A 14,311-nucleotide genomic window follows, 5' to 3' on the forward strand; every position below is an offset into this window, starting at 1 on the left:
AGTTACACGCTCTCGACAATCACAATGCCTGCCTGAACAATTTGGCCGTTGTAGGTAACGATGGGTTTGATAACCTGGGTAATGATCAGATTATCCGTCGAATCGCCTGTTACGCTTGCCTCTATATCCGTACGCGTTTCGGAATAGCGCTCGCCGTCGGGACTATGGTAGCTTACACCAAGCTCCAGTAGTGCCTGCCGAATTCGTTGGAGCGGACGATTGTAGGCGCTGCCAGACTGTTGGTCTTTCCCGGCCTTTTTTTCAAGCGTGTGTACTTGATTGGCAATATCAACCAGAGGTCGCATTGAGCTAGAGAGATTCTAATGGTTCTATGGTATTGGATAATACCCTCCAAAATGTTGGTTAGTTTGTAAAACGGAGTATCACTCCGTTTTACAAACTAACCAACTCCGACTGTATCATTACCTCGTATTTGTCACGAACGTTTGGCTTCAATAGTATCTGTAGAATCCACAAAATCTAAAGGTACCTCACGATTTAAATATCAATCGTTTGGCCTTCCAGGGCCAGATATGTTTCGGGGAAAACCGTCCGTGCTTCATCCAGAAATGGCTCGAACTGTTTATACCGCGACGAGAAGTGGCCAATTAGTAAGCGCCCTACACCAGCTTTGGCTGCAATAGTAGCTGCCTGCTCGGCAGTAGAGTGATAAACTTCGGCGGCTCTTAATGCATTGTCCTGTAAAAAGGTTGCTTCATGATAAAGCAAGTTGACCCCTTGTAATTGCGGAACGAGTTCTTCTACGTAGCGGGTATCAGAGCAAAATGCATAGGAACGCGGAGCTGGGCCAGGCTCCGTATACTCGGCTGCGGCATAGAGTAATTGCCCGTCGGCACCCAGAATATCCTGACCATCCTTTAGCTGTTTCAAATAGGCAATGGGTACATCGGTCGGAAGTTTCTCCCGAAGTAAATGGGGCTTGGCTGGTTTTTCCCGGAAGAGATAGCCCGTGCAGTCAATGCGGTGTTGAAGCGGAATCGACTGTACGGTCATGAGTGGATGATCGAGAATAAAGGTCGCTTGATTTGGTTCAACAATCTGAAAATGAAGCCTAAAGCCGAGTCGAGAGTCGGACACTCGAAAAATTGTGGTCAATACTTCATCCAGTCCGCGCGGGCCAAAGAGGTACAGGTCTTCCGTCCGACCAGCCATATTCAGCGATGACAGGAGCGGAGCAAGTCCAAAATAATGGTCGCCGTGCAGGTGACTAATAAAAATATAGCGTAAGCGCCCTGGGCGTATTTTCTGCTCAATTAACCGGAATTGGGTACCTTCTCCGCAATCGATCAGCACGTAATCGCTACCAATGCTTAATAATTGGGCGGTTTGATGAAGCCGGAGTGTAGGCGTGGCAGAGCCTGCCCCCAATATGGTGAGGGCAAACGGTAAATGAGTTGAACGATGAGGTTCCGATTCGTGATGAGTCATTGTGGCCACATTAGGCTTCGACGCTCCCGCCGACGTCGTACTCATCGTCTTCTTCGCTTCGAAAATCATTTTCCAGTTCATTCATAAAAACAGCATCGACTGCTTCTTCCACCGTTGGCATAATCGTTAAATCGGTGAGGTTTGCCTTATCTAAAAGCTCGATCAGGTCATCGTTTTTAGTGACACTAACCAACAAGCCTTCTTCATTCGTGCATTGCCGACTGATTTTCCGAAGTACCATAATACCAGCCTGATCAACCGATTGAACAGGAGCCATATCCACAATAATGTTACTGTAACCCTCGCGGAATAAACCACGGCTAAGGGTTTCGAACGTGGCTGGGACCTCTTCGCCAAATGCACTTTCGGCTAATCGAATAAGAGCGTACTGTTCGTTTTTCTCTATTGTGTAATTCATAGACTAATCAATGGATAATGAATCATGTAAAATGAATCGCGTTCAAACACTATTGATAGTTTTGGGGAACGCATTTTACGTTATTCATTGGCCATTTTACATTTTATTAAGTATCCCTAAAATATTATTTTCAATGCGTACGAGTGGGTCCGTGGAAAGATCGGGTTGGAAAGACTGACCCGTAACCGTCTCAAACAGTTCAATATAGCGTTTAGAAATCTGATTCACCCATTCGTCCGACATAACAGGGACCGTCTGGCCGGTCTTTCCCTGAAAACCATTCGCAATGAGCCATTCTCTAACGAACTCTTTCGATAATTGTTTTTGCGATTCTCCGGCTTGTTGCTTTTGCGCATAGGTATCAGCATAAAAATACCGGGATGAATCGGGGGTATGTACCTCATCGATCAGATACACTTTGCCATCCAGGTTGCCGAATTCATATTTCGTATCGACCAGAATTAAACCCTGTTTAGCAGCCATTTCGGTGCCACGGGCAAAAAGAGCCAGCGCATATTTTTCCAGTTGCACATAATCCCTTTCCTGAACGATACCCCGTTCCAGAATTTCTTCGCGACTAATATCCTCATCATGACCCTCATGCGCTTTAGTCGACGGTGTAATAATTGGAGTTGGTAGGCGGTCGTTCTCACGCAAGCCCTCGGGTAAAGCAACTCCGCAGAGTATCCGGCGACCAGCGCGGTATTCTCGCCAGGCATGACCGGCCAGATAACCCCGAACAACCATTTCAACGGCATAAGGCTCGCATTTCAGACCGACGCTCGCATTTGGGTCGGGGACGTCGAGGAGCCAGTTGGGAACAATATCGGAGGTGGCGCGTAAGAAATGTTCCGCCGTTTGATTTAGTACCTGTCCTTTGAACGGAATAGGGCGGGGTAATACCACATCGAAGGCCGAAATCCGGTCTGATGCAATCATAACAAGTTTATCGGGAAACGAGTATACGTCCCGAACTTTACCGCGATAAAAGCCCGTTTGGCCGGGAAACTGAAAATTGGTCTCTTGAATGGCGTTCATTTAACTTAGGTTGTAGTTTTTGGTTTACAGTTTTTGGTTTACGGTAGGCTACTGCATTACTAATAAATGGACGAAACTCTACCGTAAACCAAAAACTGTAAACCAAAAGCCAAATTATAGTTTTTCAATAATAATGGCTGATGCACCACCGCCCCCATTGCAAATGCCAACAGCGCCATAGCGGCCACCGTTTTGTTGCAATACATTCGTGAGCGTTGTTACAATGCGTGCCCCTGATGCACCCAGCGGGTGACCGATCGACACGGCTCCTCCAAACGCATTTAATTTTTCCTGCGGTACATTCAACACTTTACTAAATACCAACGGAACAACCGAAAAAGCTTCATTTACTTCAAAGAAATCGATGTCTTCGGCCTTCAGTCCGGCTCGTTCAATGGCAAGTGGTACGGCTTTGGTTGGCGATGTGGTAAACCACTGAGGCTCCTGCTCGGCATCAGCATAGGCTAAAATGCGGGCAAGTGGTTTGAGTCCTAGCTCATCTGCTTTTCGTCGACTCATGATTACGAGCGCAGAAGCTCCGTCACTGATGGGCGACGAACTTGCAGGCGTGACTGTCCCTCCGGGTGTAAAAGCCGCTTTCAGCGTTGGAATTTTGTCGTAAATAACGTTCTTATATTCTTCGTCTTCACTGACCGTAACGGTACCTTTTCGACCCACTACGTCAACGGGGACAATTTCCGCTGCGAATCGGCCGCTTTGCGTACTGGCTTCCGCCCGACGATAGGACTGCACTGTATACGCGTCCTGCTCTTCCCGGCTAATAGAATACTGCTGGGCCGTCTGGTCGGCAAAAACACCCATAGCGCACTGATCATAGGCATCTACAAGACCATCGCGGGCAAGACCGTCGACTAGTTCGGCGTTGCCGTACTTATAGCCAAAACGGGCCTTAGGAATGTAATACGGGGCATTTGACATGCTTTCCATGCCACCAGCCACAACAACATCGGCCTGACCGAGCTGTATGGCCTGGGCGGCCAGCATAATTGATTTTGTGCCCGATGCACATACTTTGTTGATGGTTGTGCAGGGAATAGTAGCGGGCAAACCAGCTTTAAGAGCCGCCTGTTTGGCCGGAGCCTGACCAACGTTTGCCGACACCACATTGCCCATATATACTTCCTGAACCTGATCGGGTTGTATGCCCGCGCGACTCAGAGCACCTCGAATGGCAGCTGCACCCAGATCAATAGCCGTTAGGGTTGACAAAACACCCCCAAATCCACCAATAGGTGTTCGAACCGCAGAAATGATAACGACTTCGTTCATAGCCATCTAGTTGTTGTACTCAGGTTTAATATTTCAGGTTTACCAACGATTCTCCCCCTCTTTCGGCTTTGTTTCGGCATGTCGGGCAGATCGTGTTAATGCATAGGGGAGGTCATCCCCCCGCATGGCATCCAGCAGTTGAAGTGCCTGTTCTTCACTCAGATTTAAGCGCTTGAAACGGCGCAGTACTTCATCCTGACGATCCGATCGTTCAACCTGTTGTCCACCCATCGGCCGGGGTTTATTCACCAGCTTAGGCTGCTGAGTTGAGGCCTGCTGATGCGTTTTTGGGGCTGGAGCTCTCCCTGAATAATAGGTTTTAATTAATTCAAAATTATAGCGGGCCGATTCATTATCGGGATTTTCGAGCAGAGCCTGCTGAAATAACGTTAAAGCAGTTGCACTGTCACCTTCCAGACAAGCCATCACACCCAATTGCGTAGCAGCCGCAGTACGTAAATCTGACCGATCGGATTGAAGCAACGTTTCATATTGCGGCTTCGCTTTTCGGTATTGCTTCAGTTTGAAATAGGTATGGCCAAGGTTAAGGCGAACACCTGGATCGAGCGTTGTAGTGGTGTTACTCAGGTAGATATACAACTTCAGCGCATGCTTATATTGACCAGCCTGATAGGCTGCCTGTGCTTCTTGTCGCGCCTGATTATTCTGGGTAATCTGGTTTAACGGAAGCAGCTCATTCAACCAGATCCAGGCCGCAAAGACTAAGTAAATCATAATCACGTAACGAACGAACGTCCAAAAATAAGATGAAACCTTGAGATCAACTCACAGCCGGAACGTCCGGATAGTCAGAATTATGTCGAGGGCTAGAAATACCAGCGCCACCAATAGAAAATAATAGTACTTATTGGTTGATACAGCTACGTGGTGTTGATGAATAGTTCCTCCTTTTAATGATCGCAATACCCTGGCTAACTCGTTTACATACCGACCATTAGCATCTGCTTCGATATAGTTACCTCGCCCATCACGGGCTAATTCCTGCAAAAACTGGCGGTTCAGCCTACTTCGAACGATCTGGTGATCATCATCGCGGACAAAATCGCGCCCTTCCCGAATTGACGAACCCGCTTCTGTTCCAACGCCAATAGTTATAAGGGGCATTCCCTGCGCACGCAAACGAGCCAAGGAAGCCCGCTCACAGGAACCAAAGTTTTCTCCATCACTAAACAAAACAATCGATCGAACGCTCTGGTGGGTCGATGAGTCAGTTACTAATTTTTGATAAGCTAATTCAATAGCATTACATAAATCTGTGCCACCAGTTGGAGTAATATTGGTATGTACTTCATGGATAAGTTGCTTCAGCGCGTCCTGGTCGGCAGTCAGGGGTGACAGGACGAACGATTCAGAAGAGGCTAATACCAGTCCGAATCGGCTATTGGGCAGGGTATCGCAAAGTTGTTGAATATCGTATTTGATCCGCTCCAGTCGAGTAGGCACTATATCACTGGCATCCATTGATCGAGAAATGTCGACAACCAGGAATGTGTCGTGGTCGGTTGTGCTAAGGTCGCCTTCGGCTTCGCCGAACGATGGCCCAAGTAGGGCAACAATAAGCAAGGTAAGGTAGCTGCCGCGCAGAAAAAACTTTGGAATGACTCCCCAAGCTGATGTATTTAATTGACGAGCCAGCCGAAATGTACGCCAAATGTATAGTCCGTAGAGCCCTATAAACAGGACAATGAAAAAAAAAATCGGTTCGGGAAAGAGGATATAGCCAGTTCATTTAACGCAAATATCAGGCTGATACTGACCTAGTTTAGGTATTTGGCTCGCACAGCAGAGAAGACAAAATTAGCGATTAGAGAAAGATTTTTTAAAATTTTACTTGACAAAAGACGAAAATCACCCTACCTTTGTGTCCCAATCAATCGAGAAGGAATTGGTTGGCTTCGGAGAGATGCCTGAGTGGCCGAAAGGAACAGTTTGCTAAACTGTCGTACTGGTAACGGTACCGAGGGTTCGAATCCCTCTCTCTCCGCTGAGTACAGAGTAATCCTTCGGGGTGTAGCGTAGCCCGGTATCGCGCCTGCTTTGGGAGCAGGAGGTCGTAGGTTCGAATCCTGCCACCCCGACATCTAAAGTCCCAAATAATTAACCAGTTAACCGAAAGATTGACTGGTTTTTTTATGTCTTTTAGTTTCTAGTCTAAACATGTAGGGCACTTGCTCTATTAAAGACGAAAGCTGATCGTAGTGCTATGATTTCTGTAATCGTTATTTTTTAAGTGATCAGTTCGCTAAAGTTTCAATTATGGTTTTGCCACCAATGATCAATTGAATCTGCGCTTTTATTGGTGGCAAAGGCAAAGTCCCCTCTATAGGGTTTGCCAGCTTGCCATCAATGGTAACAGACATAACACTTAAGGTATCAACTTTACTTATTCTCGTTTTATCTGATATTGATCGGAACATTTTATGGATGTAAAGAGCTAAACATTTGATGTTAGTATGGCGGTAGGGAATCCTGATGTAGCCAAGGCATCTGAGTCCAATCTAGTGCTTAGCTAATTACACGATCAACCTATTAGCGTTCTAAAAAATTTAGGTTTTTAGCCGAAAGCGGATAAAAGGGCCAAGCAGTCGCTATTATGAAAGGATAAGTTATTAAACTCATTGTCCTTTCTACAGGAACTGCCCGTTCCTGTCCAGGTAATTTCGACAAACTTAAAAACATTGAACTATCTAACTGAACGGTTTTATTAAGCGCCAAAAAGCCAGTTTTAGGCTAACTCTCTACCACATAGCCACTCCAGAAAACGTCCAAATAATTTTTGGACAAGACTTAAGGCTCGGTACTAGTTCCTGTTGACACCCAGTCACTATCAACAGGGCCTTAACCTAAATCGGACCTATTCCAAACTTCACCTTAGTCCAGGCCGTAAACGATCATGTTCCAACCTATCCATCGTCATAGGTAACTTGTTTGCGCTGTTCCAACTTTGGCTAACGTATGTTTACCGCACAAAGAACTTCCCTGATGAACGAGGCAAACCCCGTGATTTATATGGCCGACGACGATGCTGATGACCGCTACTTTATGCGTCAGTCCCTTCAGCACGTCTATCCGTCTGTGACCATTGTCGAAGCGAAGGACGGGGCTGAACTCTTGACTCTGCTGGGGAACTGGAGCCAATCCCTAACGGCCCAACCAATTCAGGTGATTCTTCTGGATATGAATATGCCAAAACTAAATGGGCTGGAGACCTTGATGGCCCTAAAAGCCAATCCCTTACTTCGACACATTCCAACGGTCATCCTCTCTACGGACGCCCAACCGGTACAAATAGCGACTGCGTACCAGGCTGGTGCCAGCCAGTATCTGGAAAAACCAACATCCTATTCAGGGCTGGATCAGATTGCCCAGACCATTCGTAGCTGTTTTTCAGCTTAGGCAACCGAGTTATCCGTCGATAATAACTTAAACCAATCGTATAGAGATTTACGTAAGTTTACGTAGGGTCACAGGGCGACCAACGTAAGAAGTAGTGTAGTGGCTGATTTGGTAAGCTGATTAACGAAGGACAATGGGAGCAATAAAATCCACTACGCCAGCCTTTCTGGCTGGGGGCGGAGAGCTGGGAGAACGCATTCGCACCCAAGACTGGTCCACTTCCAGTCTTGGACCGCCTGAGCAATGGCCCCAAAGCCTACAGTCATCCCTGGGTATATGCCTGAACTCACCCGCTCCTATCCTGATCTGCTGGGGAGCTGACCTGGTTATGCTCTACAATGATGCCTATCGACTTATCCTTAGCGAAAAACATCCTCAGGTGCTGGGGAGTAAAGCTCAGGCTGTATGGCCAGAATTATGGGATACGCTCGAGCCTAGGCTGAATGCCGTTTGCCATTGGGAGCAAGCCAGCGGGTTGGATAATCAACGGCTGTTAATTAATCGGGATGGTGTTCTCCAGGCAGCTTACTTTAGTTTTTCGTATAGCCCGATTTATAACGAATCTGGCGATGTCGGGGGCATTTTTTGCCTGGCAACTGAAACGACCGACACCCAATTGGCCGAGCGGCAAAAAGGAGAGCTGGTTTGGGCTGGGCAAGAACACGAACGAAATCTGGCTACTTTAGTTGAACAAGCCGCTGTTGGCGTGGCGATCATTGGGCCGGAACCCGACTTTATCCTGGAAATGGCCAATCCATTCTACTGCGATCTCGTGGGGAGAATACCCGAATGTCTGATTGGCCAGCCATTGCTGGAGGCAATGCCCGAATTGGGCAAACAGGGCATCCAGGAGGTAGTTAGGCAGGTGCTGACGAGTGGAGTTCCCTATGTGAATCGTGAACTGCCAGTGGTACTGCTTCGAAACGGCCAGTGGGAAACGATCTACGTAGACAAGATTTATCAGCCACGTCGGTCTGTCGATCAAGTGACCGGCGAGGAGACCATTACGGGGGTAGTCGTTATCCTCACCGACGTCACCACGGCGGTACGGGCCCGACAGCAGATCGAGACCAATGAGCGAGTGTTAGATGCCATGTTTCGGCAAACACCCCTGGGCGTGGGTATTTGGTATGGCCCTGACTATATTATAGAACGGGCTAACCCGGTGTTGTGTCAACTCTGGAATCATACTCCGGACGAGCTATTGGGGAAACCCCTGTTTGTGGCATCTCCTGAATCAAAAGGGCAGGGTTTCGAGGCCATGCTGGATACCGTGCGCCAGACCGGCGTGGCAGTTACGGGGACCGATCAGCCAGCGCTACTTTACCGCGATGGGCAATTAAAGACGGTCTATTTCGATTTTATTTACGAGCCATTGCGTAGTCCGGAGGGAGAGGTTGATCGTATTATGGTCGTGGCCACGGAGGTAACCAAATCCAGGGAAGAGCGGCAGATTATGGCCGAAAACGCCAACCGACTCCAAACCTTACTTGAACGGGCACCCGTAGCCATAGCCATTGTTGGTGCAGGACCGGCTTTTCGTTTTGAAATGGCCAATCTACTCTTCTGCGCCATCACGAGTCGAACGGTGGATCAACTCGTCGGGAAACCGCTGCTCAACGCGATACCCGAATTAGTTGGTCAGGGCTTTGAAACCTTTCTGGAGTATGTGTACCGGACGGGGCAAGCCTATGAAGGCAAGGAAGTCCCCACGCAACTGCGGCAAAACGGGCAGTTCAGTACAAGCTATTTTGATTTTGTATATGAACCCCTGATTAATGACAAGGGGAGCCTTGATCGCATTCTGGTGGTGTGTACCGACGTTACTGAGCGGGTCATTGCTCGTCAGCAAACGGAGCAGTTACTTATCCGGGAGCGACAGCTTAATGAGCTAAAGTCAACCTTTATCACCCTAGCCTCCCATGAATTTCGTACGCCCATGGGCCTGATTCTATCCTCAGCGTCACTGATCGGACGCTATAACGGGCCAGATGATGGAGAAAAACGGGAACGACACGTGCAACACATTAAACTAGCCGTGCAAAGCCTGACAGGCTTATTAACGGATTTTCTCTCCCTGAGTCAGTTAGAACAGTCTAGTCTGCGTGCCAAACCGACCCCGATCAATATCATCACCTTTTGCCAGGAGGTCATCTACCACATGCGGACCATGCTCAAACCTAATCAGGATATTATCTATTCTCATCTATCGGGAGAGCCAACGCTGGCGCTCGATGGACAATTACTCAAACAAATCCTGATTAATCTGCTCAGCAACGCCAGTAAATATTCGTCGGATAATAAACAAATTGAGCTTACCACAAGCGTTAGGGATGATAAACTCCAACTAACTGTCAAGGATGAAGGCATTGGTATTCCGGACGCAGATAAAGACAACCTGTTTATAAATTTTTTCCGCGCGCGCAATGTAAATAATGTCGACGGAATAGGTCTGGGCCTATATGCAGTCAAGCGTTGTGTCGATTTGCTGGGCGGACAGATTACCTTCAACCAGCTTGATACAGGAACCGTTTTTACCGTTCAACTTCCTTTGTTTTCTCCGCGCCCATGAAAACCATTCTAGTCATTGAAGATGTACCGACGATGCGGGCCAATATTGCCGAAATTCTTCAGCTGGCTCCTTACCAGGTGGTGCAGGCAGCGAATGGTAAAGAAGGCATTGAACGAGCCCGCCAGACCAGACCTGATCTGATCCTGTGCGACATTCGAATGCCTGATCTGGATGGCTACGGCGTGTTGCATATCCTTCGCAAAGATCCCGACTTAGCCACGGTTCCCTTTATTTTCCTGACGGCATTAGCCGAAGCTGCTGATTTTCGAGTGGGGATGAACCTGGGCGCAGACGATTACCTGACCAAACCCTTCGATGACATAAGCCTGCTGGGTGCTGTGGAACTCCGACTAAAAAAAGGGCCAGTTTTAGCGACTGATGCAGTTGTGAGTTCAGATCGCCTGACGAATCTAAGGCAAGCTATTCTGGAGGAGAATAATGCCAGCCAGTCCCTATGTGATTACTACCCAACCACACAATTTAACCGAAAACACCGCCTGTATGCATTTGGAAGCTGGCCAACGTCCGTATACTTTATAAGCCAGGGAAAAGGCAAACTGGTTAAAATTGATGCGTCTGGTAATCAGTACATCACGAAGTTAATTGGTCCAGGAGACTTTGTGGGTTACCAGGCTCTGTTAACTCAAGGACCTTACACCGATACGGCCGAGTTGTTGGAGGATTCGTTGGTCTGTACGATTCCATCCGTCGATATTAAAGCCCTGCTAGACCATCAGCCAGTTGTGGCGAATCGGTTAAGTCAGAAGCTGGCCATCGAAGTCGCCAATTTACAGGAAAAGCTTTTAAAAGGAGCCTATCAATCGGTTCGTAAACGGGTGGCTGAAGCTCTCCTGTTGGTTCAGCGAACGTTTTACCCCCAACCCAACGCTAGCCTGCCAGAAGGTCACATGCCAAGTGATCGGTCCCATAACCAATCCCTACCCATGAGCTTGTCGCGCGAGAATTGGGCTGATCTGGTAGGAGCTTCAACCGAAACAGTCATTCGTATTTTGGGCGATTTACGGGCTGATGGGTTGATCGAGATCAATGGCAGTCAAATTACCCTGCTCGACATAGATAAGCTGATTAACTTAAAACGCTGATTACCTGACAATAGGCAGGCTCGAATCTGATGGGCATCATCAAGAAGACCCATCGCCAGTTAGCCAAGCGCACACAGACAGATTCAAGGAAGCCTATCCATTGTCAACTTCTCAGGTAACATCTGTCAGGAAGCGGCCTACGAACTATCTTTTATCGCCTGGTTTCGCTCATTGGTTTCGTCGGCCTGGACGGGCAATTTTGCCCTATGATTCATGTCGCTACTCAACCGAAAACAACGCTAAAATTCAGCCCTGTTCAACAGTCTTTATTCTTCGCCACCGCCCGAAGTCGGGTCGATTCGTACTTTGCCCAGCGGAACCTATCACCCCATGCCAACCGGGCAATGTGGCAAAAAGCAGCTTTTTTTCTGTTCACCTATATCCTACTATATGCCCTGATTCTGTCTAATCAATTCGGTGGACTTGCGATGCTTGGTTTTGCGCTGCTTTTGGGATTTTGTGCTGCCGGAGTAGGCTTCAACATATCCCATGATGCCATTCATGGCGCATTTTCCGCAAAAGGTTGGGTCAATCGGCTGCTCAGTAAAAGTTTTTATCTACTAGGAGCAAACCCCTACTTATGGAAACTAACGCATAATGTCGTTCATCATACCTATACCAATATTGCTGGCCACGACGAAGATATTGAATTGGCACCGGGCCTGGTTCGGCTGCATCGGGATGAACCGCACCGACCCTGGCAACGCCTTCAACATATCTATGCTTTTTTCCTTTACGGACTGGCCTCCCTGTCCTGGGTCTTTCGAAAGGATTATGTTAAATTTTTTCAGGCGAAGATTGGCCCACTCGACAACACGAACCACCCTCGAACGGAGTATATTAACCTGTTTGCCTACAAAGCGGCCTATTATGGATTTTTCCTGGTGTTACCGATCGTTGTGCTAGATCTTTCCTGGCGGCAAGTGCTGCTCGGTTTCGTAGCTATGCACGTAACAGAAGGGCTGGCGCTGGGGCTGGTTTTTCAATTGGCTCACATCGTAGAAGGAACCGCATTTCCGATGCCAACCGTAAGGGGTACCATTGATGAATCCTGGGCTATTCACCAATTACAAACGACGGCCAATTTCGCACCCCAAAGCTGGCTGGCTACTTTTTTCTGTGGGGGCTTAAACCGACAGATTGAACACCATTTGTTTCCCAAAATTTGCCACATTCACTATTCGGCCATTGCGCCTATTGTTAAACAGACAGCACATGAATTTGGGCTGCCGTATATAGAGAACCTAACCTTTTATTCTGCGCTGATTTCCCATTACCAACTCCTGAAGCGATTAGGAGGTCCGGGGGCACTGGGCGTTAGTAGCTCTTGATCCATTATAATCTACCAGGAAAGACATTCAGGTTTACAATCACTTCATCAACAAACGAATAGTACACTATGGGTCAGGCAACTATCCCAAAAGGCCGTAAGAAAAAACGGGTTTCAATCCTGCTAATTGAGGACAATGCGAATCAGTGGCTACTGATCCGCTCGGCCCTGGCGAAATGTTTTCCTGAGGTAGAACCTATATGGATCAATAACCCAGCCCAAAGTTCAACGTACCTAGAACACTGTTTGTATCTGGAACACTGCTTGCTCAAAAAAAACAATATTCCAAGCTTGATCCTGATGGAATTGTACTTACCCCGACGAGATGATGGTCTGGCACTGTTATCACGGTTCCAAAGCCACCCTTATTATCAACAGGTACCGGTCATTATCCTGAGTAACTCGAAAGAATATACTGATATTATCGAATGCAATACCTATAATATTGCCTCCTTTATTAGTAAACCGAGTACGTATCACCAATGGCTAACAACATTTTATACGCTGCGACGCTCTTGGTGGGATCGGGCGTCGTTGTCCTTTCGTTCATCACAATCGGATAACACGCATTTAAACTAGTCAAAGCATTCTGTTCCTATCCATTCCGGTTACACACTGCCTCTTATAAAGTATCTAAAATTTCTATGACCGCACCAACCAATGAATCATGCTCGCGACGAATTATCTGCTTTAGATCGTATTACTAAACTTATCAAGCGCTTCGATCAACAAGTAGCTGACCCTTTACAGGGTAGTAAACATTCAATTGATGTTTACCTGAAGCAGCAATTATCACCGCAGGATTGGACATTTTGGGAACAACTTCAGGATAGTCCTGACGAGTTACTCGAAAACTATCAGATTCCATTGGTTGATCATACCTCAACAGGTCAACACTTTAACTACTTGCTTGGGCAATACAGGCGGGCTGGCTTTGAGGTCTATCAGACTTGGTGTCAATTGCGAGAGCAGTCTGGTTTTGATATGACCGATCTAAACCTAAATGACTAACCACCTAATCTGCCAACTTATGGATTCATTAACTGACGACGATAAAACGCAACGCAGGAGCCTGGCCAGCCACTTATCAACCCAACAGGAGACAATCGTAGAGCGGTGGATGATGAAATGCTTACAAACTGAAGCTCGACTTCCCTTTGCCTGTTTTTCACACCAGGAGTTTACGGAAGAGATACGAGCACTATTATCCCTATTTATCCAGAATGTCCTAAACGAGTCCCAGACAAGAGATCTGGGTGAACGGATCAGTCAATTTCACCACTTGCAAGGTAAACACTCCCTCGAAGAATGGGCTATGGCACTAGCTAATTTCTATGACGTCTTGAGTGAACATATTCTGTTGTTTCTGGAACACCATCCTCAAATACAGCCCAGAGTCATTACCCAGGTATTTAGTCAACTACTTCAGTTGTTGCAGCAGGTCAATAGTGATAATTATTCACGCCCCGAATCGGCTATCCATCGCGTCAAACAACTGCGGCAGGTAGAGCATGACCTCCGTAGTACCTTCGGCATTCTTTCCACAGTAGCCAGCTTGTTACAAAGGCCACTCAAGACCGATGACCGAGCTAAATACCTGGATATGCTACATCGAAACGTGAATGCTGCTTCGAACCTTCTGAATAGACTATTAGCCTATTCTCCTTTCGAAGAGGTTGGTGAATCATAAGTTT

15 protein-coding genes and 2 tRNA genes are annotated in these 14,311 nt (G+C 47.3%); 9 read left to right on the plus strand and 8 right to left on the minus strand.

Annotated features, from left to right (window positions below):
- Positions 1-2: 2 nt before the first annotated feature.
- The 7 genes from H3H32_RS15685 to H3H32_RS15715 form a co-directional block, all read right to left on the minus strand.
- Positions 3-305, minus strand: a complete 303-nt coding sequence (locus H3H32_RS15685; RefSeq protein WP_182463592.1) for a hypothetical protein — start codon at positions 303-305, stop codon at positions 3-5.
- A gap of 193 nt (positions 306-498) precedes the next feature.
- The gene (locus H3H32_RS15690; protein ID WP_182464362.1) at positions 499-1,449 is read right to left on the minus strand and encodes a ribonuclease Z; all 951 of its coding nucleotides are present in this window, start codon (positions 1,447-1,449) and stop codon (positions 499-501) included.
- Between the two features lie 10 nt (positions 1,450-1,459).
- The gene (locus H3H32_RS15695; protein ID WP_182463593.1) at positions 1,460-1,867 is read right to left on the minus strand and encodes an STAS domain-containing protein; all 408 of its coding nucleotides are present in this window, start codon (positions 1,865-1,867) and stop codon (positions 1,460-1,462) included.
- Positions 1,868-1,963: 96 nt separating this feature from the next.
- Complete coding sequence (locus H3H32_RS15700) at positions 1,964-2,905, minus strand: phosphoribosylaminoimidazolesuccinocarboxamide synthase (protein ID WP_182463594.1); 942 nt, start codon at positions 2,903-2,905, stop codon at positions 1,964-1,966.
- Positions 2,906-3,019: 114 nt separating this feature from the next.
- Entirely contained in the window at positions 3,020-4,195 is a 1,176-nt protein-coding gene (locus H3H32_RS15705) for an acetyl-CoA C-acyltransferase (RefSeq protein ID WP_182463595.1), read from the minus strand.
- A 39-nt stretch (positions 4,196-4,234) separates the two neighbouring features.
- A complete protein-coding gene (locus H3H32_RS15710; protein ID WP_182463596.1) occupies positions 4,235-4,930 on the minus strand; it encodes a tetratricopeptide repeat protein in 696 nt (231 codons plus the stop codon).
- 51 nt (positions 4,931-4,981) lie between these two features.
- Positions 4,982-5,779 (minus strand): vWA domain-containing protein, encoded by a 798-nt coding sequence (locus H3H32_RS15715; protein WP_240543790.1) that lies wholly within the window; start codon positions 5,777-5,779, stop codon positions 4,982-4,984.
- A 334-nt stretch (positions 5,780-6,113) separates the two neighbouring features.
- Between H3H32_RS15715 and H3H32_RS15720 the strand changes: the two genes are divergently transcribed.
- A tRNA-Ser gene (locus H3H32_RS15720) sits at positions 6,114-6,200 on the plus strand.
- Between the two features lie 20 nt (positions 6,201-6,220).
- Positions 6,221-6,294 (plus strand) — tRNA-Pro (locus H3H32_RS15725).
- A 156-nt stretch (positions 6,295-6,450) separates the two neighbouring features.
- Here the strand turns inward: H3H32_RS15725 and H3H32_RS37865 are convergent.
- Complete coding sequence (locus tag H3H32_RS37865) at positions 6,451-6,576, minus strand: hypothetical protein (RefSeq protein WP_256432996.1); 126 nt, start codon at positions 6,574-6,576, stop codon at positions 6,451-6,453.
- 622 nt (positions 6,577-7,198) lie between these two features.
- Between H3H32_RS37865 and H3H32_RS15730 the strand changes: the two genes are divergently transcribed.
- From H3H32_RS15730 to H3H32_RS15760, 7 genes are all read left to right on the plus strand, one after another.
- On the plus strand, positions 7,199-7,612 hold the full coding sequence (locus H3H32_RS15730) for a response regulator (RefSeq protein WP_182463597.1): 414 nt from the start codon (positions 7,199-7,201) through the stop codon (positions 7,610-7,612).
- A 133-nt stretch (positions 7,613-7,745) separates the two neighbouring features.
- Positions 7,746-10,184: a PAS domain-containing sensor histidine kinase gene (locus tag H3H32_RS15735; protein ID WP_182463598.1), complete on the plus strand. Its 2,439-nt coding sequence runs from the start codon at positions 7,746-7,748 to the stop codon at positions 10,182-10,184.
- Positions 10,181-11,287, plus strand: coding sequence for a response regulator (locus H3H32_RS15740; protein WP_182463599.1), 1,107 nt, complete (start codon positions 10,181-10,183; stop codon positions 11,285-11,287). Before H3H32_RS15735 ends, H3H32_RS15740 begins: the two co-directional genes overlap by 4 nt.
- 206 nt (positions 11,288-11,493) lie before the next feature.
- The gene (locus tag H3H32_RS15745) at positions 11,494-12,618 is read left to right on the plus strand and encodes a fatty acid desaturase family protein (protein WP_182463600.1); all 1,125 of its coding nucleotides are present in this window, start codon (positions 11,494-11,496) and stop codon (positions 12,616-12,618) included.
- Positions 12,619-12,686: 68 nt separating this feature from the next.
- Positions 12,687-13,196: a response regulator gene (locus H3H32_RS15750; RefSeq protein ID WP_182463601.1), complete on the plus strand. Its 510-nt coding sequence runs from the start codon at positions 12,687-12,689 to the stop codon at positions 13,194-13,196.
- Between the two features lie 81 nt (positions 13,197-13,277).
- A complete protein-coding gene (locus H3H32_RS15755; protein ID WP_182463602.1) occupies positions 13,278-13,628 on the plus strand; it encodes a hypothetical protein in 351 nt (116 codons plus the stop codon).
- Between the two features lie 19 nt (positions 13,629-13,647).
- Entirely contained in the window at positions 13,648-14,307 is a 660-nt protein-coding gene (locus H3H32_RS15760; protein WP_182463603.1) for an ATP-binding protein, read from the plus strand.
- Positions 14,308-14,311: the final 4 nt, after the last annotated feature.

Origin of the sequence: Spirosoma foliorum (assembly GCF_014117325.1) — a bacterium.
In the GTDB taxonomy this organism is placed as follows: domain Bacteria; phylum Bacteroidota; class Bacteroidia; order Cytophagales; family Spirosomataceae; genus Spirosoma; species Spirosoma foliorum.

What these genes read in the sequence shown, in the direction of transcription:
- H3H32_RS15710 (WP_182463596.1), bottom strand. Translation starts at nt 4,930, where the DNA reads ATGATTTACTTAGTCTTTGCGGCCTGGATCTGGTTGAATGAGCTGCTT.
- H3H32_RS15760 (WP_182463603.1), top strand. Translation starts at nt 13,648, where the DNA reads ATGGATTCATTAACTGACGACGATAAAACGCAACGCAGGAGCCTGGCC.
- H3H32_RS15750 (WP_182463601.1), top strand. Translation starts at nt 12,687, where the DNA reads ATGGGTCAGGCAACTATCCCAAAAGGCCGTAAGAAAAAACGGGTTTCA.
- H3H32_RS37865 (WP_256432996.1), bottom strand. Translation starts at nt 6,576, where the DNA reads ATGTCTGTTACCATTGATGGCAAGCTGGCAAACCCTATAGAGGGGACT.
- H3H32_RS15705 (WP_182463595.1), bottom strand. Translation starts at nt 4,195, where the DNA reads ATGAACGAAGTCGTTATCATTTCTGCGGTTCGAACACCTATTGGTGGA.
- H3H32_RS15745 (WP_182463600.1), top strand. Translation starts at nt 11,494, where the DNA reads ATGATTCATGTCGCTACTCAACCGAAAACAACGCTAAAATTCAGCCCT.
- H3H32_RS15690 (WP_182464362.1), bottom strand. Translation starts at nt 1,449, where the DNA reads ATGACTCATCACGAATCGGAACCTCATCGTTCAACTCATTTACCGTTT.
- H3H32_RS15755 (WP_182463602.1), top strand. Translation starts at nt 13,278, where the DNA reads ATGAATCATGCTCGCGACGAATTATCTGCTTTAGATCGTATTACTAAA.
- H3H32_RS15685 (WP_182463592.1), bottom strand. Translation starts at nt 305, where the DNA reads ATGCGACCTCTGGTTGATATTGCCAATCAAGTACACACGCTTGAAAAA.
- H3H32_RS15695 (WP_182463593.1), bottom strand. Translation starts at nt 1,867, where the DNA reads ATGAATTACACAATAGAGAAAAACGAACAGTACGCTCTTATTCGATTA.
- H3H32_RS15700 (WP_182463594.1), bottom strand. Translation starts at nt 2,905, where the DNA reads ATGAACGCCATTCAAGAGACCAATTTTCAGTTTCCCGGCCAAACGGGC.
- H3H32_RS15740 (WP_182463599.1), top strand. Translation starts at nt 10,181, where the DNA reads ATGAAAACCATTCTAGTCATTGAAGATGTACCGACGATGCGGGCCAAT.
- H3H32_RS15735 (WP_182463598.1), top strand. Translation starts at nt 7,746, where the DNA reads ATGGGAGCAATAAAATCCACTACGCCAGCCTTTCTGGCTGGGGGCGGA.
- H3H32_RS15730 (WP_182463597.1), top strand. Translation starts at nt 7,199, where the DNA reads ATGAACGAGGCAAACCCCGTGATTTATATGGCCGACGACGATGCTGAT.